This window comes from Micromonospora sp. WMMD714, from assembly GCF_029581315.1.
GTDB lineage: Bacteria > Actinomycetota > Actinomycetes > Mycobacteriales > Micromonosporaceae > Micromonospora > Micromonospora rifamycinica.
The window spans coordinates 7,031,926-7,055,598 of record NZ_CP120744.1 but is presented as its reverse complement, the minus strand read 5'-3'; the positions used below and the strand labels follow the sequence as shown (position 1 = coordinate 7,055,598).

Below are 23,673 nucleotides of genomic sequence, written 5' to 3'. Positions count from 1 at the left end.
ATCCTCCTCGCCCCACCCTCCGTGCCCGCCCGCCCCCGGTGATCAAGAGGTTTGCGTCACGTGATCAAGAGGTCTGCGTCAACTTTGATCTTCAAGATGGCGTAAACCTCTTGATCACTGGGGCTGGGGCCGGGGCCGGGGCGGGGCGGGCGAGGGCGGGGCGCGGGGCGGGCGTGGGGCGCGGGCGTGGGGTGGGGTGGGGCGCGGGTGGTGGGGTGGGCGGGTTGGTTACGGGGTGGTGGTGTCCACTGCGGTCAACAGGGCGGGTAGGTCGAAGCCGCCCTCGTGGCGGTGGCCGTCGATGAACAGGGTGGGAGTGCCGTTCACCCCGCTGCGGATGCCCCCGGTGAAGTCGTGCCGCACCCGGTCGCCGTAGGCGCTCCGGTCGACCTCCGCGCCGATCTCGTCCGGCGGCAGCCCCACCTGCTCCACGCCGAGCGCCAGGTGCACCGGGTCGAGTTGGTCCTGGTGTTCGTAGAGCCAGTCGTGCATCTCCCAGAACCGGTCCCGCCGCCCCGCCGCCTCGGCCACCTCGGCGGCCCGTTCGGCGTACGGGTGGAGGTTGGTGATCGGGAAGTGCCGGTAGACCAGCCGGACCGTGTCCCGGCGCTGCCGCAGCAGCTCCGCCAGGTTCGGATACGCCGCCCCGCAGTACGGGCACTGGAAGTCGCCGTACTGGACCAGGGTGACCGGGGCGTCCACCGGGCCGCGGATGTGGTCGGATTCGGTCACCGGTGTCCGGAGTCGGGCGGTGACCTGCAACGGGGTACTCATCGGGCCGTCACCTGCCGTTCGGCACCGAGCCGGTCCAGCGCGTCGAGGATGCCGTCGGCCCCGGGGTTCACCTCGGCCGGGGAGAGGTAGCTCCAGGCCACCGTGCCGGCCGGGTCGACCACCACCAGGGCCCGGGTGGCCTGCCCCTGCGGGGTGTACGCCCCGTAGCTGCGGCTCACCTCGCCCTTGGGTTCGAAGTCGGCAAGCAGCGGAAACCGGATGCCCTTGGCCGCCGCGAAGGCCCGGTGTGACCAGATGCTGTCCACGGAGATGCCCAGCACGGCCGCGCCGTACCGCTCGAACTCGGGCATCGCGGCCTGGTACAGCGCCATCTGGTCGGCGCAGACCGGGGACCAGTCGGCGGGGTAGAAGGCGAGCACCACCGGTCGGCCACGGAACTGCCCGGGTCCGGTCTGTCGCCCGTCCGGGGTGGCCGGCAGGGTGAACGCGGGGGCCGGAGCTCCGGGTCGGATCAGTCCGTCGGATCCAGTCATGCCTCCCACCCTCCGCCGGCCCGGGTGAGGCCGGCTCACCCGGGCCGGGTGGTCCTCGGCAGGCCGTCGGCCGTGCCTTCCGGGCGGTCAGGGCGGGTGCCAGCCGCGCCCTTTCCGGCCGTCACCGCCGGGTGGTCCGTGGCGGGCATCCTCCGGTGTCCGGGCCGCCCCGACGGCCGCCCGGCCGCCCGGTCAGATCGGATTCGGACCGACGGAGCGGACCCGGCGTCGAAATTCGGGCGGGTCGCGGTGTCGACAACCGGATCGGACTCGGGCAGTCTGACGGACGGCGAAGGGCGGGGTGGAGAGATGGACGTCGATCGGATGCGGATTGTCGGCCGCCGGCTGGCGGGTGTGTCGTGGCGGGTGGCCCGGCACGAGTGGACGCTGGCGGCGGTCGCCGCGCTGGTGCTGGCGGTGGTGCTGACCTGGCCGACCCTGCGCGATCCGGCGAGCACCATCCCGCAGGACACCGGGGATCCGACGCTCCAGGCCTGGCAGGTGGCCTGGGGCGGGCACGCGCTGCTGACCAACCCGTTTCAGGTCTGGCACTCGAACACGTTCTATCCCGAGCCGTACACCTACGCCTACTCCGACACGCTGCTCGGCTACGCCCCGTTCGGCATGATCGGGGACGGTCCGGTGGCCGCCGTGGTGCGCTACAACCTGCTCTACATGCTGACCCACGCGCTGGCCCTGTTCGGCGCGTACGCGCTGGCCCGGCAGTTGGGGGCCGGTCTGGCCGGTTCGGCGGTGGCCGGGGTGTCCTTCGCCTACGCCCCGTGGAAGCTCGCCCAGGCCGGTCACCTGCACGTGCTCAGCATCGGCGGGATCGCCCTCGCACTGGCCATGCTGGCCCGGGGGCACGGCTGGTCGCTGCGGCACGGTCACCGCCCCGACCGGATCCGCCCCGGTTGGGTGGTCGCCGGCTGGGCGACCGCCGCCTGGCAGGTCACCCTCGGCTTCGGCATCGGCCTGCCCTTCGCGTACGTGCTGGGGCTGATCTGCCTCGGCGTCGCGGTGACGTACGGCGTGGTGTGGTGGCGTCGCCGGTCCCGTCCGGCGGTGCCGCGTCGCCTGCTCCTGGCCGACCTGGCCGGCGGGATCGGGTTCGCCGGGGTGACCCTGGCGATGGCCGCGCCGTACTTCGAGGTGGTGGCCCGCAACCCGTCCGGCCGGCGGACGGTGGCGCAGATCGAGATGTTCTCCCCGTCGTGGCGCGGGTTCGTCACCGCCCCGCCGGAGTCCTGGCTGTGGGGGGAGCGGCACGAGGCGGCCCGGGCCACGCTCGGTTTTCCCGGTGAGATGACGCTGCTGCCCGGGGTGGTGCTGCTGTCGGTGGCGATGGCCGGGATCTTCTTCTCCGCGTGGCGGCTGCGGCACCGGCTGATGCTGGCCGGTGCGGCGCTGGTCAGTGTGGCGCTGGCGGCGGGCACCACGTTCGGGGGCGACGGCGACCCGGGCTACGTGACGCTGGTCGAGCACGCCCCCGGCTGGGACGGGGTACGCACCCCGGGCCGGCTGGTGCTGTGGACGACCCTGCTGCTCGGCCTGCTCGCCGCAGGGGTGTTGACGGTGCGCGAGCCGGCGTCCGCTCCGGCCCGTGACCCGCTGCCGGAACCGGCATCGGGGACGGAGCCGGCCGGTGAGCAGGTGCCGGCGTCGGGGGCGCGACCGGCCGGGGAGCAGGAGCCGGAGCCAGGGTCGACGGAGCCGGGGCCGGAGCCGGGGCCGGAGCCGGCGTCGGGGGCGCGACCGGCCGAGGAACAGGTGCCCGAACCGGTGGGGGCGCGGTCGGCGCTGCGGCCGGCGGCGTGGGCGGACGCGGAGCCCGGGGCGCGGCCGGTGCTGCGGCCGGCGGCCTGGTCCGCAGCGGCGACGCAGGAGGTCGCCCCGGAGCCGGCCCGGAAGCAGGGCGGGCCGCGGTGGCGGCTGGCCCGGCTGGCGCTGCTGCTGCCGCTGGTGCTGGTCCTGCTGGAGGGGGTCAACCGCACCCCGCACGTGCCGGCACCGGAGCAGCCGGCCGTGCTGCGCGGGTTGACCGGTCCGGCGTTGGTGCTGCCCAGCGACGGTATCCGGGAACTGCACGTGATGCTCTGGTCCACCGACGGGTTCCCCAAGGTGGTCAACGGGCTCGCGTCGTTCACCCCGCAGTCCCAGGAGCGGATCCGGGCGGCGAGCATGACCTTCCCGGACGCCACCTCGGTGGCGTACCTGCGGCAGGTCGGGCTGCGCACGGTGGTGCTGCTGCCCGGCTGGGCACCGGGCACCCCGTGGGCGGACGTGGCCGCCCGGCCGGTGGACGGGCTGGGTATCAGTCGCGAGATGGTCGGCGAGGACGTCATCTACCGGCTCTGATGGCCGAGTTAGTTGGGAGCGCTTCCTAATTCGGCGGCGTACCGGTTACTGTTGACTTCTTCTTCGGCAGCGGGAGCCAAGCGTGCCGGCGGGGAGCCAGGGCAGCTCTTCGCACCTGTCGACGTCCCTCGTCGGGCCGTCGCACCTCACCCTGGCATCCCGAGAGGAACCGCAGATGCGGAGAAGTCTCGTCGGCGCGGTCACCACCGTGCTGGCCGCCGCGACGGCCGTCGTGGCCGTACAGTTCACCATCGCACCGTCCACCGAGGCCGCCGCGGCGGCGGCGGAACCGTACACCTGGAAGAACGTCCGGATCGACGGCGGCGGCTTCGTCCCCGGCATCATCTTCAACCAGACCGAGAAGAACCTGATCTACGCGCGCACCGACATCGGCGGCGCGTACCGCTGGGAGCAGTCCAGCCAGTCCTGGACGCCGCTGCTCGACTGGGTCGGCGCGGACAAGTGGGGCTACAACGGGGTGGTCAGCCTGGCCACCGACCCGGTGCAGACCAACCGGGTGTACGCGGCCGTCGGCATGTACACCAACGACTGGGATCCGAACAACGGCGCGATCCTGCGCTCCTCGGACAAGGGCGCCACCTGGCAGGCCACCGCGCTGCCGTTCAAGAACGGCGGCAACATGCCCGGCCGGGGCATGGGGGAGCGGCTCGCCGTCGACCCCAACAAGAACAGCGTGCTCTACTACGGCGCGGAGGGCGGCAACGGCCTGTGGCGCAGCACCGACTACGGGGCCACCTGGGCCAAGGTGGCGAACTTCCCGAACGTCGGCAACTACCGGGCCGACCCCAACGACACCACCGGCTACCAGAGCCAGAACCAGGGTCTGACCTGGGTCACCTTCGACAAGAGCACCGGTACGGCCGGTAACGCCACCCAGACCATCTACGTCGGGGTGGCCGACAAGGCGAACCCGGTGTACCGCTCGACGAACGGTGGCACGAGCTGGGAGCGGATCGCCGGCCAGCCCACCGGCTACCTGGCCCACAAGGGCGTGGTCGACCCGGTCGGCGGCTTCCTCTACATCGCCACCAGCGACACCGGCGGCCCGTACGACGGCGGCAAGGGTGACGTCTGGAAGTTCAACCGGGCCACCGGCGCGTGGACGCAGATCAGCCCGATCCCGTCGTCCAGCAGCGACGCCTACTTCGGCTACTCGGGGCTGACCATCGACCGGCAGAAGCCGAACACCCTGATGGTCGCCACCCAGATCTCCTGGTGGCCGGACGCGATCTTCTGGCGCAGCACCGACGGCGGCGCGACCTGGAGCCGGATCTGGGAGTTCGGCAGCTACCCGGAGCGCACCAAGAAGTTCACGATGGACATCAGCTCGGTGCCGTGGCTGACCTTCGGGGCCAACCCGGCCCCGCCGGAGGAGTCCCCGAAGCTGGGCTGGATGAACGAGTCGGTGGAGATCGACCCGTTCGACTCCAACCGCTTCATGTACGGCACCGGCGCGACCATCTACGGCAGCAACGACCTCACCAAGTGGGACACCGGCGGCAAGCTCACCATCAAACCGATGGTCAAGGGCCTGGAGGAGACCGCCGTACAGGACCTGATCAGCCCGCCCACCGGGGCGCCGCTGATCAGCGGGCTCGGTGACATCGGCGGCTTCCGGCACACCGACCTCGACGCGGTGCCGCCGATGCTGTTCACCCAGCCGGTCTTCACCACCACCACCAGCCTCGACTACGCCGAGGCGAACCCGGCGACGATGGTCCGGGCCGGCAACTTCACCGACGCCGACCGCCCCAACGACAGCCACGTCGCGTTCTCCACCGACGGCGGGGCGAACTGGTTCCAGGGCAGCGAGCCCGGCGGGGTCAACAACGGCGGCACGGTCGCCGCCGCCGCCGACGGCAGCCAGTTCGTCTGGGCCCCGGGTGACCCCGGGCAGCAGGTGATCCGCTCGGTCGGGTTCGGCAACTCGTGGACCGCGGCCACCGGCATCCCGGCCAACGCCGTGGTCGAGTCCGACCGGGTCAACAAGAACAAGTTCTACGGCTTCAGCGCCGGCAAGTTCTACGTCAGCAGCAACGGTGGGGCCAGCTTCACCGCCTCCGCCGCCACCGGCCTGCCCGCCACCGGCAACGTCAAGTTCAAGGCGGTGCCCGGCAAGGAGGGCGACATCTGGCTGGCCGGTGAGGGCGGGCTGTGGCGCTCCACCGACTCCGGGGCGAGCTTCACCAAGCTGGCCGGGGTGTCGGCGGCGGTGAACGTCGGCTTCGGCAAGGCCGCCCCCGGGCAGACGTACCCGGCGGTGTTCACCTTCGGCACCGTCGACGGCAAGAGCGGTGTCTACCGCTCCGACAACGCCGGCGCGGCGTGGGTGCGGATCAACGACGACCAGCACCAGTACGGCAACGCGGGCGAGGCGCTGACCGGTGACCCGAGGGTCTACGGTCGGGTCTACCTGGGCACCAACGGCCGGGGCATCCTGGTCGCCGACCGGCTCGGTGGCACGCCTCCGCCGACGACGCCCCCGCCCACCACGCCTCCGCCGACGACGCCTCCGCCGACCACGCCCCCGCCGACGACGCCTCCGCCCACCACGCCTCCGCCCACCACGCCCCCGCCGACCACGCCGCCCCCGACCACGCCTCCGCCGACCGGCGGTTGCGCGGCGACGTACAAGGTGACCGGATCGTGGCCCGGTGGTTTCCAGGGCGAGGTGACGGTGCGCAACGCCGGTACCAGCGCGATCGCCGGCTGGACGCTGGGCTGGACGTTCGCGAACGGCCAGACGATCAATTCGCTCTGGGGTGGCACGTACACCCAGACCGGGGCGACCGTCTCGGTGCGTGACGCCGGGTGGAACGGTGCGCTCGGCGCCGGTGCCACCACCAGCATCGGCTTCACCGCCAACGTCACCGGCAGCAACGCCGTCCCGGCGGTCACCTGCACCAGTCGCTGACGACTGTCCGACACCCGCCGGCTCCCCCGGTCCACCCGGGGGAGCCGGCGGCCTGTCCGGCCCGCGCCGTCGGCCTTGATCGACTCGTTGGTGGCGAGGTAGCGGCATAGCTCGTGGTGATGCCGCTACCTCGGCCCAATGGAGTGGATCATGCGCTTGTCCGAGAGGGGAGTCGGCGGCGGGGGCGCAGCCGGTCGGGGTGACGTCGGGTCGGGGTGGTGGAACGGTGCAGGCCCCGGTCGACGCCGAGGGGCGCGACCGGGGCCTGCCGTGCAACAGGGCCGGGCCGGGTCAGTCGTCCAGGCCGACCGGGGAGTTCGGCCGGTCCACGTCGACGAACTCGATGTCGTCGGCGGCCCGGTCGCTCTGGCTGCCGGCGGCCCGCGCGGCGGTGCCGGCGGCCCAGCCGATCGCCGCGCCGACCAGCGCGGCGCTGATCAGCAACGCCCAGGGCAGGGCCGGACGACGACCGGCGAGCGCGTCGAAGGCGAGGGTCGCCCGCCGACGTGCCTCGTCGGCGGTCGAGCCGACCAGGTCGCCGGCATCGGTCAGCCCGGAATCCCGGACCGACCGGGCGGCGTCCCGGACGCTGTCACCGGCCGAGTCGACCGCGGAGAGCAGCTGGTGCCAGGCCTGGTCGGCGATGCGCTCGGGCCTGCTGCGGCGCTCCAGAAGGTTGCTGCCGAACATCGTGGTTACCTCCTCGGGTGCCGAAGTCTGCGGCCACTTCGGACTTCGACGTCTCTGCGGCGCGTGGCGGTTCGCTCGCCGGCCGGTGCTCCGGCCGGTCACCGACCCAGTGCCCCGACCGGCCGGAGCGCAAACCCCGGTGCCGCTAGCGGACCGTGACCACGGACGTGGCGCGGGCGAAATCGTCCCCGTCGTCGTCATCGTCGTCGTCTCCACCGCCGAAGCCGCAGGCGAGCACGAGAGCGAGCAGCGCGCCGACCCCGGCCAGACCGAGTAGTCTCCTGATCATCGATCGTCTCCTCCGTCGTGGTGACCCATCTCTCGCCCACGTTAGGTACCTGGCACAACCAGCGCCGCCACGTCCGGCAGGGCTCGCCCGACCTGCGGGATTCGGGTCGTGGTGGACCCGGGCCGCTACTCTGGGACGGTTGGAACGGCCGGGGCGTACGGGCCGTCCAAGGGAAGTCGAAGAGAACAGGACCAGCAACGGTGCGGAGAGGGACGGTCCGGTCCGTCCGGATCCGCGAATTGCTCATCCCGAGGGGTGGCGACCGAGGCCATCGGAGGAATACTCTCGGTCGCGGCCCGCGTACTGATGAGGCGCCCGGAGACGGGCGAGTGGAGGTGCTCGCGTGAGCCTGTCGATCGTGAAGTCGGTCCTGCCGGCCGGTGTCATCGAGATCGCCCCCCGTGGCGAGATCGACGTCGACACCGCATACGAGGTGCGTGAGGCGATCGCCGAGGTGCTGGCCAAGGGGCGGCCGGCGCGGATCGAGCTGAACATGCGGCTGGTCACCTTCATCGACTCCGTCGGCATCAGCGCGATGGTCGCCGGCTTCCAGACGGCCGAGGTCAGCGGGGTCAAGCTGATCGTCACCGAGCCGAGCCGGTTCGTGCACCGGCAGCTCTGGGTCACCGGCCTGCTCGGCCTCTTCGGTGCCCCGGAGCCGTACTTCGCCGGTGCCGCCACCCCCGAGGTGCTGCCGGGGGCCTGAGCCGGGCCGCGGGCCCGCCGCCGGTCTGAGCCAGGCCGCGGGCACACTGCCGGCCGGGTACCGGCGGGGCCGGTGTGAAGACCTCGGGTACCGGCGGGGCCGGTGTGAACACCTCCTGTCACCGTCGGTGTCGTCGCTGTCCGGCTGGAACGTTGCCAGCCGGTCTCCGGTACGGCACGATCGGGCGACCGACGACAGGTCAGGAGGCCCGGTGGTGGTCCGGCGGGAGAGCTTCAGCTACACGGTGCAGGCGCACTGCTCACGGGCGGACGCGGTGGCGCTGCTGAGCGATCTGTCCCGGCAGGAGGAGCTGCATCCCCTGATCGTCCGGGTGCGCCGGTTGCCGGCCCGACCGGGCGCCGCGGCCAGCTATGCGATCACCGACCGGCTGGAGTTGGGGCCGCTGCGGTTCCCCGTCACCTACCAGGCCGACGTCCTGCTGGTCGGGCAGGACGAGATCGTGACGGTGGCCCGGCAGCAGCCCGCCACCACGGTCCGCAACCACACCCGGCTCCGGATGGAGGGTGACCTGCTGCGGATCGACGTGGAGATCACCCTCGCCGCGCCGGCACCGTTGTTCGGCTACGCCTTCCGGCAGGCCCGTGCCGCTCACCTGGGGCTGGCCAGCCGGCTCGGCGCGGTGCTGGACGGCCGGTCCGGCGGCGACGCTCCGGCTGCTGCCTGACCGTCGGCGGGGTGGTGGGGGTGGCCCGCCCGCCGTGCACGGGCCACCCGAGCTGGTGCTCAGATCATCGACAGGTGAACGTGGTTGGTGTGGTCGCTGGACGGGTCGCCGTTGCCCCCGCTGTACGACTTCCAGCCGCTGCTCGGCAGCCAGATCCGCTTGAACCAGATCACGTAGAGCACACCGAGCCGGTCGGCGTTGCGAATGAAGTACGCGGCCAGGTTGTTGCCGTACGTCCGGTCGCCGCCACTGGCCACCCCGCCGAAGCCGTTCTTCTGGGCGGCGAAGTCGCACGCCCGCCCCTTGGGGTGCTCGCCGGACCCGCTGGGCCGGTGGCAGGAGACGTACCGGGTGAAGCCGGCGGCCTTGGCCTGGTTCAGGGCGTTGAGGGTGCGCGGGGTGATGCAGCCGTTGGCCGGCGTCGGGTCGTTGACGCTGCACGACTCGGACGGCCAGGAGCCGTCGGAGTTGCGGGGCGCTCCCTTGGCGTTGCTGCTGGACGTGCCGTCCGAGCTGCCGGAGTCCCGGGAGGTGGGGGCCGGCTTGTCGGCGGCGGCCACCGCCAACGCGCGTTCGGCCTGATCCTTGCGCTTGCCCATGGTGGCGACCTGCTTGCGCTGCTCGGTGATCTCGCGGCTGACCGCCGCCCGGGTCCGGGTGGCCTGGTCCCGGGTCTCGATCATCGTGCGCAGTTCCTGGTCCTCCCGGGCCGCGACCGTCTCCAGCGCCGCCGCGCGGTCCAGGAAGCCGCCCGGGCTGTTGCTGTTGAGCAGGGCGGACATCGGTCCGAGGCGGCCGGTGCGGTAGGCCGCTCCGGCGATCTGGCCGACCTTTCCGGTCTGCACGACCAGTTGGGCCTCGATGCTCTTGAGCTGGCCGTCGAGTTCCTGCTGGCGCTTGGTGGAGCGCTCCAGGGCGGCCTTCGCCTCGACCCAACCCTTGCTGGCCGCGTCGAGCTGCTCGCGGAGCGCCGGTGTGCCGCCCTCGTCGTCGTCGCCGGGAGCGGCGAACCGGGTGACGGGCGCGGCGACGGCCGGGGTGAACGGCGCGGACGACACGCCGAGCGCGAGGGTCGTGACGACTGCGGCCAACAGCCGCGTGGTGGTTCCTACCCGCATACAGAGTCCTTCCGTCAGCCGCCGACCGGGTTAGCTGACGGGTTCGGGACGGAAGATCCCTACCGCTGACGCGGATGCACCCCAGGAACATGGTTCCCCGGTTCGCCCTGGTGGGCGATTAGGCGGCGGCCACCGCCGGCGCCGGTGGGCGCCGCCTGGCGGAGGCCGGAGCCGAGCCTACCGGTACGGGTGGGACGCCCGTCCACCTCGTGACTGAGGGTACGGGAGTGAATACCCCCTTATGGGGTAAACGGGACAAAAGCTAGCGTGATCGCCGCGCTCGCGGAGCTTCCGTGACGCTCCGGTGGTATCGCGCCCGCCCGCGGGGCGGTTGGCCTCCGCGGTCACCAGTGCGTCGGGCCGCAGGCGCCGGGGGCGCTGCCCGGCTCGATCTGGAGGGTGGCGTGCTCGATGTGGAAGTCGTCCCGCAGGGCGCTGCGGGCGGCGGCCAGCACCGTGCCGACCTCGGCCCCGGTGGCCAGGGTGAGGTGCGCGGAGGCGACGTCCATGCCCGAGGTGAGCGTCCAGACGTGCAGGTCGTGCACCTCGGTGACGCCGGGCACGGCGGTCAGCCGGTCGTGTACGGCGGTCACCTGGAGGTGCTCCGGGGCGGCCTGTACCAGGATCCGCACCGCCGCCCGCCCGAGTCGCCAGGTGCGGGGCAGGATGAACACGCCGATCGCCACGGCCACCACCGGGTCGGCCCACCACCAGCCGGTGCCGGCGATCAGCAGTGCGGCCACGATCACGCCGAGGGAGCCGAGCAGGTCGCCGACCACCTCCAGGTACGCCCCGCGCAGGTTGATGCTCTCCTTCGCGCCCTCGCGCAGCAGCGCGAACGCGACCAGGTTGGCGAGCAGGCCGAGCACCGCCACCACCAGCATCGGGGTGGCCAGCACCTCGGGTGGCTCGCCGAACCGGCGGACCGCCTCGATCAGCACGTAGACTGCGACCCCGCTGAGCAGCACGGCGTTGGCCAGTGCGGCGAGCACCTCCAGCCGGTAGAGGCCGAAGGTGCGCTGCGGGTCCTGCGCGGCCCGTCGGGTCGCGGTGATCGCGGCCAGCGCCATCCCGATGCCGAGCACGTCGGTGAACATGTGCCCGGCGTCGGAGAGCAGGGCCAGCGAGCCGGTGCCGAACGCGGCCACCGCCTCGACCAGCATGAACACGGTGAGCAGCCCGAACGCCGCCCAGAGCCGACTGCGGTGCCGGTGCGCGGCGTTGCTGATCGTCGCGCTGTGGTCATGACCTGCGCCCACCTGCACACCCTCCGTCGCCGCCGCGAACCCGGTCCAATGTATGCTCACATCGCTATGTATGCAAGTGATGGTCGGACCTCCGGCCGGCTCGGGCCGCTCGGGGCCGGTGGTTCAGTCGACGGGATCGACGGTGGTCAGGCGCTGGGTGGCCCGGGACAGCGCCACGTAGAGCGTCCGCACCCCGGAGCCCGGCTCGGCCCGGATCTCGCCCGGACAGACCAGCACCACCCCGTCGTACTCCATGCCCTTGGCCTGGAGGCTGTCCACCACCTGGAGTCGCGCCCCGCCCCGGTCGCCCAGCCAACCGGCGACCTCGTCCCGGCGGGGCACCGGCGTGATCACGCCAACCGTCCCCGCCACCTCGGCGAGCACCGTGTCCACCGCGTCCACCGTCGCCGGGGCCAGCTCCGCCGCCGGCACGGTCAGCGCCACCGGGTCCACCCCGGTGGACCGCACCGCGCTGGGTAGCTCCAGGTCGGGGTGGATCCGGCGGATCTCGGCTGCCGCCACCGCGAAGATCTCGGCCGGATTGCGGTAGTTGGTGGTGAGCGTGAACCGGTGCCGCCGTCGTCGGCCCAGCGCCTGGTCCCGGGCCCGGTCCAGCTCCTCCTGGTCGCCGGTCCAGGCGGTCTGCGCCGGGTCGCCCACCACCGTCCAGGAGGCGATCCGGCCACGGCGACCGATCATCCGCCACTGCATCGGCGAGACGTCCTGCGACTCGTCCACCACCACGTGCGCGTAGTCCCGGTAGTCCTCCGGCCGCTCCCGGGCCGCGGCACGGGCCGCGCGCTCCCGGTCACCGAACGTGCTCAGCTCCCGGACCCCACCGGCGAGCTGGAACGGATCCCGGCTCGCCCTCTTCGGGCGTACCGGCTTGCCCAGCAGCGCGTCCAGCTCGTCGAGCAGGGCGATGTCGGCCACCGTCAGCCCCTCGGTGTCCAACGACCGGTACGCCCCGGCCAGCAGCGCGGTCTCCGCCCGGGAGAGGATGCCGGCCGCGTACCGGTGCAGCCGCTCCGGTCGGGCCAGCCAGCCCAGCACATGCCGGGGGTGCAGCCGGGGCCACCAGGCCTTGAGGAACTCCCGGAACTCCGGCCGGTCGATGATCTCGTCCTCGAAGGCGGGCTGCTCGGGCAGCCCGGTGACGGCCAGCCGGCGGGCCTGTGTGTACAGCGCGGCGAGCACCCCGTCGAAGCCGACCCGGCGGACCTCGTTGCGGCGGGCACCCCGGTGCAACGCCCGGTCCCGGATCCGGTCCAACTCGCGCCGCTCCAGCCGCAGCAGCGTCCCCCGGTAGAGCAGCCGCAGCTCCCGTGGACCGTCCGGCACCGCGTCCCGGGCCGCCCGTTCCAGCACCCGCCGCATCCGCAGCGACCCCTTCACCGCCGCCACCTCGGGGCCGTCGGTGCGGGTCGCCGACAGGCCGGGGAAGAGCGAGCCCAGCGAGTGCAGGGTGGCGGTCTCCTCGCCCAGCGACGGCAGCACCGACGCGATGTACTCGACGAAGACCGCCGACGGACCCACCACCAGGATGCCGCCGCCGGCGTACCGGCTGCGGTCGGCATAGAGCAGGTACGCCGCCCGGTGCAGGGCCACCGCCGTCTTCCCGGTGCCCGGCCCGCCGGAGACGATCGTGACTCCCGTGCCGGGGGAGCGGATCACCTCGTCCTGCTCCCGCTGGATGGTGGCGATGATGTCCCGCATCCCCCGCCCGGTCGCCCTGGACAGGGTCGCCAGCAACGCGCCGTCGCCGACCACCGGCATGTCCGGCGGCGCCGACGCCGGGTCGAGCAGCTCGTCCTCGATCCGGGTGACCTTCTCGCCCGACGAGCTGATGGTGCGTCGCCGTACCACCCCCAGCGGCTCCGCCGGGGTGCCCCGGTAGAAGGCGGCGGCGGCCGGGGCCCGCCAGTCGACCACCAGCGTCTCGGCGTTCTCGCCGCGGATCCCGAGCCGGCCGACGTGCAGCACCTGACGGTCACGCAGATCGAGCCGGCCGAAGACCAGCCCCTCGTGCTCGGCGTCCAGCAGGTGCCGACGCTGGGCGGCGTGGAAGACCATGGCGTCCCGCTCCACCAGCGCGCCGAAGTTGCCGACCCGCGCCAGCCGGTAACCGTCCCGCTCGGCGCGGACGGCCGCCCGGCGCAGTTCGGCGAGCCGGGCGTACACCCGGTCGAGATGCCGTTGTTCGGCGGCGATCTCCTGTTCCAGGGTGGTCTGGTCGGTCAACGTACCGGCTCCTGTGCGACGGCGACGCCGGGCACGGGTGCATGCCAGGCGGAATGAGGGTACGGGCAGCCGCCCACCCCGCGTCGGGCCGATACCCGTCCGGCGACCTCCGCCACCTCCGGCGACGCCGGCACCGGCCCCGCCCACGGGTGCGCGGTGCCGACTTCGGGTCATTCCAGATGGCGGACCAGTCGTCCGCCCCTGCCCCCGCCCACGCGTGCGCGGAGCCGACAGCTTAACCAGCTCGACCATGGTCCGAGCCGAACCCCCGCCCACGGGTGCGCGGTGCCGACGGCCGGGCGTGGACCGGCGCGGGACGGGGGTTGTGCGGTGCCCGCCGGGTGGCTCAGGCGGCGGCCGTGCGGTGGCCCGGGGCGTCGGCGGGGCGGCGGGCGGACGCCCGACCGGCGGGGACGGCGGTCAGCACCCGGTCGAGCACCCCGGCGAGGGCGGCGTTCACCTCGTCCGGACGTTCCATCATCAGCATGTGCCCGGCCCCCGGGCAGACGGTCAGCTCGGTGGCCGGCAGCACCGCCGCGATCGACTCGGCGCACGGCGGCGGGGTGAGTCGGTCCCGGTCGCCGACCAGCGCCGCCGCCGGCAGGTGCGCCAGTGCGGCGAGGGTGTCGAGCCGGTGCTGGGCGCCGATGGAGGCGCGGAAACCGCCGATCGAACGCAGTGAGGCGCGGGCCACCGCCGAGGTGACCAGGCGGATGTCGGAGCCGGAGCAGTGGTCGCCGAAGAGCATCCACCGGATGCTCGGGGCCAGGGCGCGCAGCAACGGGCGGGGTGGCCGCCAGGAGCCGCACCGGGCCAGCACCCCGGCCCCGGTGGTCTCGGCGACCCGGATCAGCCGGGCGATCCGGGGCGACAGGCCGTACGCGGTGTGCGTGTGCCCCTCGGCGGTGGTGGAGACGAACACCAGACCGGCCGTACGGGCGGCGAAGTCGGCCGGGTGCCGGTGGGCGTACTCCATCACCGTCATCCCGCCCATCGAGTGCCCGACGAGCACCACCGGCCCGGTCGGGGCCACCTCGTCGACCACCGCCGCGAGGTCGTCGCCGAGCTGGGCCAGGGTCGCCGTCCGCAGCGCCATGCAGCTCGACCGGCCGTGCCCACGGGCGTCGTAGCTGACCACCCGGACCCGGTCGCCGAACCGGTCAAGCAGGTCGGCGCGCTGCCGGTGCCAGGCCCGACCGTCCAGCGTCCAGCCGTGCAGCAGGATCACGGTGGCCTCCGCGTCGGCCGGGCCGCTCACCTCGACGTGCAGGCGTACCCCGTCGGGCAGCCGCAGCTCCCGTTGATCCGGCATCGCCACCTCCTCAGGCACCCGGAACCCATCGACCGGCATGACCCGGCTACCCGCCCGGAGTGCGCGCCAACCGTGCCGGTGCGAAGATTCCCGACCCGGCTGCGCGCGGCCGGCGCGGCGACCAGGCTGGGGGCATGCCCCGTTCACCCGCCCGACCTGCCCGGACGCCCCGGACGGCGCTGGCCGAGCTGCTCACCGGCAACCGTCGTTTCGTCAGTGGCCGTCCCGTCCACGGGCACGACGTCACCGCTGCCGCGGCGGTCGCCTCGGGCGACCAGCAGCCGTACGCGGTGCTGCTCGGCTGTATCGACTCGCGGGTGCCGCTGGAGGCGATCTTCGACCAGACCTTCGGGTCGATCTGTGTGATCCGCACCGGGGCGCACGTGCTGGACCGGGCCGTGCGGGGATCGATCGAGTTCGTGGTGGAGCAGCTCGGGGTGACCCTGGTGATGGTGCTCGGGCACGAGCGGTGCGGGGCGGTCGCCTCGACCGTGGAGAGCCTGCGCACCGGGCGGCGGCCGGACGGCGACCTGGGGTACGTGGTCGACCGGATCACCCCGGCGGTGACCGACGTGGGTCCGTACCATCCGGCCGTGCACCCCCTGGCGGTCCGCCGGCACGTGTGCCGCACGGTGCGGGCGCTGCGCGCGGACGAGCTGCTGGCCGGCCCGGTCGCGGCGGGAAAGCTCGACGTCGTCGGCGCTCTCTACGACCTGGACACCGGCGAGGTCACCCTGCTGGAGCCCGGCGGTGACCACCCCTCGGCCGGGCACTGACGGCGACCACCCCCCGACTGCGCCCGGCGGTGACCACCCCTCGGCCGGGCACTGACGGCGACCAACCCCCGACTGTGCCCGGCGGCGACCCCCCCCGACCGGGCGCTGACGGGTGACCACCCCACCTGCCGGCCGCGGGAAAGCGGGAACCGCCCGTCGGGTTGACCCGACGGGCGGTTCCAGGTGTTGCTCGGGGAGGGACTCAGCCCTCGAAGACGCCGGCCTCGACGAGACGCTTCTCGGTCTTGTCCCAGCCGTCGCCCGGGTGGGCGGCGGCGAGGTTGTTGATCTCGGCACGGATCTTGGCGGCGTGACCGGCGCCGGCCAGCACCCGGATCTCCTCGACGAAGGCGTCGGAGTCGGTACGCAGGTGCGCGGTCTTGCCGTTGGTCAGGTTCCGCACGTAGGCGTGCTTGCCGCCGTTGAGCGGGATGAGGTACTTGAACTCGCCCAGCACGCTGAGGGCGCCACCCTGGCCAGCCTGGCCGGCCCGGACTGACGCGCGCGCGGTCTTAGAGGTGTTGCTCGCCACGGAGATGCTCCTTGCAAGACGTACGGGAGGACGGAAACGTCCGGGGGCTGTAGCGGGCGACGCCCGGGTCGGGCCTCGGCCCCGCGAAGTGGTGCGACGGCGCAGAACCGCCCAGAGAAATATACACGACCACGATGCCTGGCAGCTCATCGTGCCCGTCGGAGAGCACAACCGGAGTCACCGGTCCGGGTATTTCCCGGCGGCGAATTTTCCGATTCCCTGGCGCACCATCCGTCACAGCAGTCATCATGTGTGGCAACAGCCACTCGGGTGGTCGAGGTCGTAGGGGAAGACGCACCTCGCTCTCCGGGAGGTCACCGTGCCAACGCGTGGCGTCGTATACGTCCACTCGACCCCGCTCGCCGTGTGCTCACACGTCGAGTGGGCGATCGCGCGCGTTCTCGCCGCGCCGGTCAACCTGCACTGGACGGCCCAGCCCGTCGATCCCGGCGCCCGCCGGGCCGAGTGCGGATGGACCGGTCGCCCGGGGACGGGTGCCGAGCTGGCTGCTGCCCTGAGGCAGTGGCCCATGATCCGTTTCGAGGTGACCGAGGAACCCAGCGCGGGCGCGGACGGCGAGCGCTTCATGCACGTGCCCGGCCGGGGTCTGTTCCGGGCCACGGTGGGCGTGGCCGGGGACATCCAGCTCGGCGAGGACCGGCTGCGCAGCATCATGGCCTCGGTCCGCCCCGAGGCGCTGGCGCACGCTCTCGACAAGGCGATGGGCACCGCCTGGGACGCCGAGCTGGAGCCCTACCGCTACGCCGGGGACGGCGCGCCGGTGACCCTGCTCACCCGGGTCGGCTGACCGCAGGCCCACCGGTCTCACCCCCGCCGGTCTCACCCCCGCCGGTGTCACCCCCGCCGGTCTCACCCCCGCCGGTCTCACCCCGCTGGCACCTGTGCCGATGACGATCCGGCCGACCGCGCCGACGGCTGGGTTCCGTGCCGGCTGCTCCGCCCTGGGCGCAATGTCTCCGCGGAGAGCGTTATGCCTGTCCGTCATATTTATGACGGACAGGCATAACGCTCTCCAGGAAGTCGTACCCCCGAGCGCGCACGGCCGGTGGAGCGGCCCGGTGACCGTGTTCCGGGTGGGCGGCACCGACGCCGAGGCGGCGGCCGGGGCGACGCCGACGTGGAATGGCCGGGTGACCGTGTTCCGGGTGGGCGGGGCATGTCCGTCGCACGAGCGGCCGCACTCGAGGTGGGCACCCTGGACCACCGACCCGGGTGAGGGTGGCCGCCGACCGAGCGGCAGTCCGGGTGAATCCGCTCACCCTGCCCGGCCGCGTCCTGCCCGGGGCACGCCGGGGAGCCGGACACCCGGTCGGGGACGGGCCCGCCGCCCCCACCGCCTGACCTGGCCGGGTTGCCGCTGATCTTCGGCGGGGGTTGGATGGGCCGGGTGCCGATCTCCCCGCGACGTGCCGGCGTCGCCGTCGCCGCCCTGACCGCGCTGCTCGCCTCCGGATGTGCGGGGGAGGGGCAGGTTCCCGCGCCGGCCCTGTCCGGGGCCGCCCCGACAGCCAGCCCGACCGTCGCCGCGCCCACCGCCGACGACCCGGCCGGTCGGGCCGCCGCACTGGCCGGCGCGCTCGGCGACGAGGACCTGGTCGGCCAGGTGCTGATGCCGTACGCCTACGGCAGCTCGGCGACCACGGTGACGCCCGGCTCGGCCGCCGGCAACCAGGCCCTCGCCGGGGTCGACACCCCCGCCGAGATGATCGCGAAGTACCGGCTCGGCGGGTTGATCCTGGTCGGCTTCAGCGCCGACGACCCCACCTCCGGCAACCAGTCCACCACCAACGTCGACAACCCGGCCCAGGTGAAGAAGCTGACCACCGGGCTACGCGAGGCCGCCGGCAAGCTGGCCGCCGGCCCGGCGCCGTTCCTGGTCGGCACCGACCAGGAGTACGGCGTGGTCACCCGGATCACCGACGGGGTGACCGCGCTGCCCAGCGCGCTCGCCGCCGGGGCGGCCGACGACCCGGCCCGGACCGAGGCAGCCTGGAAGGCCGCCGGCACCGAGCTGGCCGCGATGGGGGTGAACCTGGACTTCGCGCCGGTCGCCGACGTCCTCGCCACCCGCAGCACGGTGATCGGCTCGCGGTCCTTCGGCGCCGACCCGAAGCGGGCCGCCGCGCAGGTCGCGGGCGCGGTCCAGGGGCTGCAGAGCGCCGGGGTGGCGGCCAGCGTCAAGCACTTCCCCGGGCACGGGCTCAGCGCCGCCGACTCGCACCAGGAGGTCCCGGTGGTGGCACAGCCCCGGGCCGAGTTGGACAGTGTCGCCTTCCCGCCGTTCCGGGCCGGGATCGACGCCGGGGCGATGGCGGTCATGTCGGCGCACCTCGACGTCACCGCCGTCGACCCGGGCACCCCGGCGACCTTCTCCCGCAAGCTGCTCACCGACGTGCTGCGGGGCGAGCTGGGCTTCCAGGGGGTGGTGATCACCGACGGGATGAACATGCCGCCGGCCAAGCGGTACCCGCCGGGGGAGGCGGCGGTGAAGGCCCTGCTCGCCGGCAACGACCTGATCCTGATGACCCCGAACGTCGGCCAGGCGTACGACGGGCTGCTGGCCGCGCTCCGCGACGGCTCGCTGCCCCGGGAGCGGCTGGTGACGGCGGTCACCCGGGTGTTGACCATGAAGTTCCGGCTCGCCGACCGGCCGACGCCGGCCATGTCCACGCTCGACAGCGCCCCGCACCGCGCCGCCGCCGCCGAGCTGGCCGCCGCGGCGGTCACCCAGCTGCGCGGGAAGTGCGGCGCGGCGGTGTCCGGCCCGGTCAGCGTCACCACCTCCGACGGGCGGGACAAGACCCGGGCGGCGCTCACCGCGGCGTTGACCGCCGCGGGCGTACGGGTGGTGTCGAAGGGCGGCACCCGGGTCCACCTGGTCGGCTACGGGGACGGGCCGAAGGACCTGGCGGCCGGCGCGGCGGTGACGGTGGCGATGGACACCCCGTACGTGCTGGAGAAGGCGACCTCGCCGACCCTGCTGGCCACCTACTCGTCCAGCCGGGCGTCGATGACCGCGCTCGCCGCGGTGCTGGCCGGCAAGGCGAAGCCGACCGGGCGTTCCCCGGTGCCGCTGACCGGGCTGCCCGCCACGAGTTGCGCGAGCTGACCCCCTGACACCGGTGTGGCCGGCCGCCGACGGAGGTCGACGACCGGCCACGGCCGGTACGGTGGTGGGTCAGTTCAGCGGGACCTGCTGGGCCACGGCGGCACCGCCGGACTCGAAGGCGGCCAGCAGCGACGTCGGGCTGCCCCCGCTGGTCGGGACCGTCACGGTGACCCGGTCACCGGCGGCCAGCCGGACGGTGTGCTCACCCCGGGCCGTGTCGCCGTCCCAGGCGTACAGGTAGGCGGTGCCGGCCCGGTCGGCACGCAGGGTGACCCGCACGCCGTCGGTGACCCGCTGGGCCGAGGTCAGCCGCAGCGCCGAGTTCTTCAGCCGGGGCACGGCGGCCGGAGCCACCCCGTCCACGGCCGACTGGGCGATGGTCTGCGGGCTGTGCACGCTGCGCGCCGAGGTGTCCGGGAACACCGGCGTGCTGGGCTGCCGGGCCGCCGGCTGGTAGCCGGGCAGGGTGGTCAGGCCGTAGCGGTACGGGTCGGCCCGGACGCCGGTGAAGGTGGACCAGCCCAGCCGGGACTGCGAGCTGAGGTCCTGGGTGTCCGAGTCGTAGACCAGCACGTTGAAGCCCATCCGGGCCGGGTCCACCGCGTCGGGCAGCACCGCGAACGGGATCATCGTCTCGATGGTGTACCCGGTGTACGGGGAGCTGACCTTGCTGACCACTGTCATCCCGGGTGCGGTGGTCGCCCCCGGCCCCTGCCGGTTGTCGGCGTCACGCTGCCAGCACGGCGGGTTGCCGTTGGCCGGGTCGTCCGTGATCGGGAAGATGCCGGCCTTGAACACGGTGGAGGTGTCCGTCGAGTTCCCCTTCGGGTCGACGATGATCTCCACGCTGTCGGTGCGGCGCTGCCGCTTGCAGTCCTGCGGGACCACCTTCTTGCCCAGCACGTCGTCGGTGACCTGGACGATCACCTTCAGCCCGTCGGCGGTCCAGGCGATCCGACCGGTCGCCGAGGCGTCCTGCGGAGTCGTGGCCTGCCCCTCCCAGATCCGGGAGAAGTCCAGCTCCGGGCCGGGGTACTCGCCGGGCGAGGCCACCCCGTCGACGGTGCCGTCGCCGGCCCGCGGGACCTCGGTGGTCGGCACGATCTCCAGTGCGCCGGTCTCCACGGTGCTGCCGGCGGCGCTGGTGGTGGTGATGGTGATGCCGTAGTCCCCGTCCGTGCCGCCCTCGTTGGCGGTCGGCAGGGTGGCGTCGGTGTTGGTGACGGTGAAGGTGACCGCCCCGGACGCACCGGGGGCCAGCGCGGGGTAGCTCTTGGTGGCCGCGTCGGCGGTGAAGCCGGCCGGCAGGCCGAGGGTGACGGTGCCGCTGCGGCTGACCCGGCCGTGGTTGCGCAGGTCGATCCGGACCGACCGCTGCTGGCCGGAGCCGATGGTGAGCACCGGCTTGATCAGGGTGTCCAGCTGGGGGTATCCGCCCTCACCGGCCCAGGTGCGGAACGTGCCCACCTCGGGCAGTGGCTCCAGGGTGCCCCGGACGTCGGCGACCACCCGGACGGCCCGGTCGGTGCGCCCGACGCCCTGGCGGGTGGTCAGAGTGGCCCCGATGAGCTGCTGCTGGTTGGTGTCGGCGTCGGCCGGCACGGTGACGGTGAACGTACGGGTCCGCTCCTTGCCCGACGGTACGTCGTTGTTGAGCACGCCGGAGCCCCTGGCCTTCCAGCCGGCCGGCAGCCGCAGGTCGATCCGGGGCTTGACCAGGGCGCGGTTCTGCGGGGCGCGCAGGTGCGCGGTGACCTCGACGGTCGCGCCGGGGGCCAGGTCGAACCGGTCGGTGGTGAGGTACAGCTCGGTGCCCTTGGGCAGGCCACCGGTCGCCGGCGGCAGCACCGAGCCGCGCAGGATCGCCTCCGGCGAGGTGTCCGCCGGGTCGTACGGGACGCGGCTGTCGATCAGGGTGTAGAAGTCGCACCGGATCTTCGTCGGGTCGGTGGGGGCGGCGGCGGTGCCGGCCCAGCCCTGGGTGACGTACTCCCGGCGGGCGTCGACCTCGATCTCGGCCCAGGTCTTCCCGCTGGCGCTGGGAGTGCCCTCCCAGACGCCGAAGACCTGGTCGGTGGGGACGGTGGGGGTGAAGCTGGTCGCGCACTGCGGCCCGGCGGCGGAGCTGCCGGTGCCGCCGCTGCGCAGGAACTTCGCGGCCCGGAACGGGCTGAGCCCCTCGGCGCTGAGCTGCTCCGGGAAGGCGTTCGGGTCGGCGGCGGCGGTGAACGCCTCGGCGGCGAACCGGGCGGCCTGCTGGTGGTTGCCGTGGTTGCCCGGGGTCGGCGACGGGTTCATCGTCATGATGATCTCGGGCCGGGTGGTCCGGATGACCCGGACGATCTGGGCCAGGGTGTCGTCGTGTCCCCAGATCTGCTCGGACAGCGGGGCGGACGCGGTGTACCAGAAGTCGACCCGGTCGAGGTTGTAGAGGTTCTCCACCCCGGCCTTGCCGATCGCGGTGCGTTCCTCGCGTTCGCGGATGATGCCCAGCGGCGGCCCCTCCTCCAGACCGACGGCGTTGCCGCCGCCCTCGCCCCGGGTGATGGTGACGACGCCGGCCTTGGCGCCGTACTTCTCCTTCCACTGGCCGAGGGTGGCGAGGCTGCCGGCCTCGTCGTCGGGGTGGGCGCTGACGAAGAGCACGTCCAGGTCGACGGCCTTGGCGGGGCGGGTGTCGGCAGGGGCGGCGACGGCGGTGGCGGGTGCCCCGGCGACGGCCAGGGCTAGTGCGGTGGGTAGCAGGAAACCCTTGATACGCATGCAGATCCTTCCGGAACCACGGCGTCCGGGCGGCGACCGTCCGCATCGGACGCGGGGCGTCGGACGCGGGGTCGTCAACGGACGGTGAGGCGGCGGGAACGGGGAACGGTGGGCGTCGTCGGACGCGGTGCACCGGGTGGGGCAGCGGTACGGGTTCCGTACACACTGGAAGGCCTTCGTCCGGTGACGCTAGGGACCGGCCCGGTGCTACGTCAATCCCCTGGAAGGTATTTCTTTCTTTTAAGAAGAAATAAAGTACCCGCCGTCCGGGATGTCCGGTGCCGTGTCGCCGCGGTCGCCCCGTCCCGGCCCACCGCCCGCTGTTGGTGACGTTCCTGCTGCTCCGGTGCCTCACGGTGGGCGGCCCGAGACGCACTTGTTACTTGACTCTTTAATTCGTTCGCCGTAGGAAGGAAGTGTGACAGACGTGGTGACGCCACCGACGAGCCCGGTGAGCCGGGAGCGGTCCAAGGAGATCAAGCGGCTTTCCGTGATCTCCATGGCCCGCCAGGTCCGGGTGCTCTCCCGGGCCGAGTTGACCGAGCTCACCGGCCTGAGCCCCGCCACCCTCACCCCGCTGGTACGCGATCTGATCGCCGAGGGCTACCTGATCGAGCGCGGGCCGGGCGCGTCCCGGGCCGGTCGGCCCCGGGCCATGCTGGAGTTCAACCCCCGGGCCGAACTGGTCGCCGCCGTCTCGCTGGAGCCGTCCCGGATCAGCTGCGAGATCGCCGACAGCGACGGTGCGGTGGTCGCCCACCGCGCGGTCCGGCTGACCGGCGACATCGTCGACACCATCTGCCGGTCGGTGCCCGAACTGGCCGGCGACGGGCTGCCCGCGCTGCGCGGGGTGGCCATCGCCGCGCCCGGCGTCATCTCCGGCGGCGCGGTCCGGCTCGCCCCCTCGGTCGGCCTGGTCGAGGGCCGCCCGATAGGGGAGTCGGTCCAGCGGACCCTGGGCGTCCCGGTGGTGGTGGACAACGACGTCAACCTGATGGCGGCCGGCGAGCACGCCGCGGGTGCCGGCACCGACGTCGCCGACCTGCTGCTGCTCCACGTCGCCGACGGCATCGGCGCGGGCCTGGTGCTCGACGGTCAGGTCCGCCGCGGCGCCCGGGGCGCGGCCGGCGAGGTCGGTTTCCTGCCGCTGGACCCGGCCGACCGGGGGCACGACGGGATCGGCCCGTTCGAGGCGCGCTGGTCGGAGAACGCGATCGCCGAACGGGTGGTCGCGCTGGCCCCCGGCCGCCGTCCCGACTCGCCGGTACGCGCGCTGGTCGAGCTGGCCGCCGCCGATCCGCGCGCCGCCGGCTACCTCGACGACCTGCTGCACGCCTGGTCCCGGCTGATCGTCTCCTGCGTCTGCGTGATCGACCCGGGTCGGGTGCTGCTCAGCGGTGCCGCCGCCGACCTCGACGACACCGCCGTCGACCGGCTCCAGGGCCTGGTCACCGCCGCCGCGCCCAGCACCACCGAGGTGCGCCGGGCCGTGCTCGGCGACCGCGCGGTGCTGCACGGCGCAATCAGCTACGCCCTCTCGGCCGCCGCCGCCGGGCTGCCCACCCTGTTACCGACCCCCTGACCTGCCCTGCCTCACTTCTCCCCAACCCCTCGGAGGTACCC

General features: G+C 73.4%; 18 protein-coding genes and 1 riboswitch. Of the genes, 8 read left to right on the top strand and 10 right to left on the bottom strand.

Annotated features, from left to right (window positions below):
- Positions 1-228: 228 nt before the first annotated feature.
- On the bottom strand, positions 229-774 hold the full coding sequence (locus O7625_RS29985) for a thioredoxin domain-containing protein (protein WP_282343324.1): 546 nt from the start codon (positions 772-774) through the stop codon (positions 229-231).
- Entirely contained in the window at positions 771-1,268 is a 498-nt protein-coding gene (locus O7625_RS29980; protein ID WP_282343322.1) for a redoxin domain-containing protein, read from the bottom strand. Before O7625_RS29980 ends, O7625_RS29985 begins: the two co-directional genes overlap by 4 nt.
- A gap of 324 nt (positions 1,269-1,592) precedes the next feature.
- Here O7625_RS29980 and O7625_RS29975 point away from each other — a divergent pair, with 324 nt between their 5' ends.
- Positions 1,593-3,626, top strand: a complete 2,034-nt coding sequence (locus O7625_RS29975) for a hypothetical protein (protein WP_282347144.1) — start codon at positions 1,593-1,595, stop codon at positions 3,624-3,626.
- 175 nt (positions 3,627-3,801) lie between these two features.
- Positions 3,802-6,561 (top strand): cellulose binding domain-containing protein, encoded by a 2,760-nt coding sequence (locus O7625_RS29970; protein WP_282343320.1) that lies wholly within the window; start codon positions 3,802-3,804, stop codon positions 6,559-6,561.
- A 291-nt stretch (positions 6,562-6,852) separates the two neighbouring features.
- Here O7625_RS29970 and O7625_RS29965 read toward each other — a convergent pair whose 3' ends face one another.
- Both O7625_RS29965 and O7625_RS29960 read right to left on the bottom strand, forming a co-directional pair.
- Positions 6,853-7,251 (bottom strand): hypothetical protein, encoded by a 399-nt coding sequence (locus O7625_RS29965; protein WP_067309380.1) that lies wholly within the window; start codon positions 7,249-7,251, stop codon positions 6,853-6,855.
- Between the two features lie 145 nt (positions 7,252-7,396).
- The gene (locus tag O7625_RS29960) at positions 7,397-7,540 is read right to left on the bottom strand and encodes a hypothetical protein (RefSeq protein ID WP_282267280.1); all 144 of its coding nucleotides are present in this window, start codon (positions 7,538-7,540) and stop codon (positions 7,397-7,399) included.
- A gap of 343 nt (positions 7,541-7,883) precedes the next feature.
- On the opposite strand from O7625_RS29960, the gene O7625_RS29955 reads away from it, so the two are divergent.
- Together O7625_RS29955 and O7625_RS29950 are read left to right on the top strand one after the other, a co-directional pair.
- Positions 7,884-8,246, top strand: a complete 363-nt coding sequence (locus O7625_RS29955; protein ID WP_067309377.1) for an STAS domain-containing protein — start codon at positions 7,884-7,886, stop codon at positions 8,244-8,246.
- 211 nt (positions 8,247-8,457) lie between these two features.
- Positions 8,458-8,931 carry an SRPBCC family protein gene (locus tag O7625_RS29950; RefSeq protein ID WP_282343316.1) on the top strand — a complete coding sequence of 158 codons (474 nt, stop codon included), beginning with the start codon at positions 8,458-8,460 and terminating at the stop codon, positions 8,929-8,931.
- A 59-nt stretch (positions 8,932-8,990) separates the two neighbouring features.
- Here the strand turns inward: O7625_RS29950 and O7625_RS29945 are convergent, their stop codons facing one another.
- The 4 genes from O7625_RS29945 to O7625_RS29930 all read right to left on the bottom strand — a co-directional run bounded on the left by O7625_RS29945 (position 8,991) and on the right by O7625_RS29930 (position 14,849).
- Positions 8,991-10,049: a hypothetical protein gene (locus tag O7625_RS29945; RefSeq protein ID WP_282343314.1), complete on the bottom strand. Its 1,059-nt coding sequence runs from the start codon at positions 10,047-10,049 to the stop codon at positions 8,991-8,993.
- Positions 10,050-10,052: 3 nt separating this feature from the next.
- Positions 10,053-10,184: riboswitch (cyclic di-AMP (ydaO/yuaA leader) on the bottom strand.
- A gap of 209 nt (positions 10,185-10,393) precedes the next feature.
- Entirely contained in the window at positions 10,394-11,308 is a 915-nt protein-coding gene (locus tag O7625_RS29940; RefSeq protein WP_282343312.1) for a cation diffusion facilitator family transporter, read from the bottom strand.
- A gap of 111 nt (positions 11,309-11,419) precedes the next feature.
- Positions 11,420-13,537: an AAA family ATPase gene (locus tag O7625_RS29935; protein ID WP_282343310.1), complete on the bottom strand. Its 2,118-nt coding sequence runs from the start codon at positions 13,535-13,537 to the stop codon at positions 11,420-11,422.
- A gap of 346 nt (positions 13,538-13,883) precedes the next feature.
- The gene (locus O7625_RS29930) at positions 13,884-14,849 is read right to left on the bottom strand and encodes an alpha/beta hydrolase (protein ID WP_282343308.1); all 966 of its coding nucleotides are present in this window, start codon (positions 14,847-14,849) and stop codon (positions 13,884-13,886) included.
- Positions 14,850-14,983: 134 nt separating this feature from the next.
- Here O7625_RS29930 and O7625_RS29925 point away from each other — a divergent pair, with 134 nt between their 5' ends.
- Complete coding sequence (locus O7625_RS29925; protein ID WP_282343306.1) at positions 14,984-15,625, top strand: carbonic anhydrase; 642 nt, start codon at positions 14,984-14,986, stop codon at positions 15,623-15,625.
- 202 nt (positions 15,626-15,827) lie between these two features.
- Here the strand turns inward: O7625_RS29925 and O7625_RS29920 are convergent, their stop codons facing one another.
- The gene (locus O7625_RS29920) at positions 15,828-16,157 is read right to left on the bottom strand and encodes a hypothetical protein (RefSeq protein WP_067315918.1); all 330 of its coding nucleotides are present in this window, start codon (positions 16,155-16,157) and stop codon (positions 15,828-15,830) included.
- Between the two features lie 319 nt (positions 16,158-16,476).
- Here O7625_RS29920 and O7625_RS29915 point away from each other — a divergent pair, with 319 nt between their 5' ends.
- Both O7625_RS29915 and O7625_RS29910 read left to right on the top strand, forming a co-directional pair.
- Positions 16,477-16,965 carry a DUF3145 domain-containing protein gene (locus O7625_RS29915; RefSeq protein ID WP_067315921.1) on the top strand — a complete coding sequence of 163 codons (489 nt, stop codon included), beginning with the start codon at positions 16,477-16,479 and terminating at the stop codon, positions 16,963-16,965.
- Between the two features lie 591 nt (positions 16,966-17,556).
- Complete coding sequence (locus O7625_RS29910) at positions 17,557-19,287, top strand: glycoside hydrolase family 3 N-terminal domain-containing protein (protein WP_282347142.1); 1,731 nt, start codon at positions 17,557-17,559, stop codon at positions 19,285-19,287.
- 69 nt (positions 19,288-19,356) lie between these two features.
- Here the strand turns inward: O7625_RS29910 and O7625_RS29905 are convergent, their stop codons facing one another.
- The gene (locus O7625_RS29905) at positions 19,357-22,050 is read right to left on the bottom strand and encodes a sugar-binding protein (RefSeq protein WP_282343303.1); all 2,694 of its coding nucleotides are present in this window, start codon (positions 22,048-22,050) and stop codon (positions 19,357-19,359) included.
- A gap of 418 nt (positions 22,051-22,468) precedes the next feature.
- Here O7625_RS29905 and O7625_RS29900 point away from each other — a divergent pair, with 418 nt between their 5' ends.
- The gene (locus O7625_RS29900; RefSeq protein WP_282343301.1) at positions 22,469-23,632 is read left to right on the top strand and encodes an ROK family protein; all 1,164 of its coding nucleotides are present in this window, start codon (positions 22,469-22,471) and stop codon (positions 23,630-23,632) included.
- Positions 23,633-23,673 lie beyond the last annotated feature (41 nt).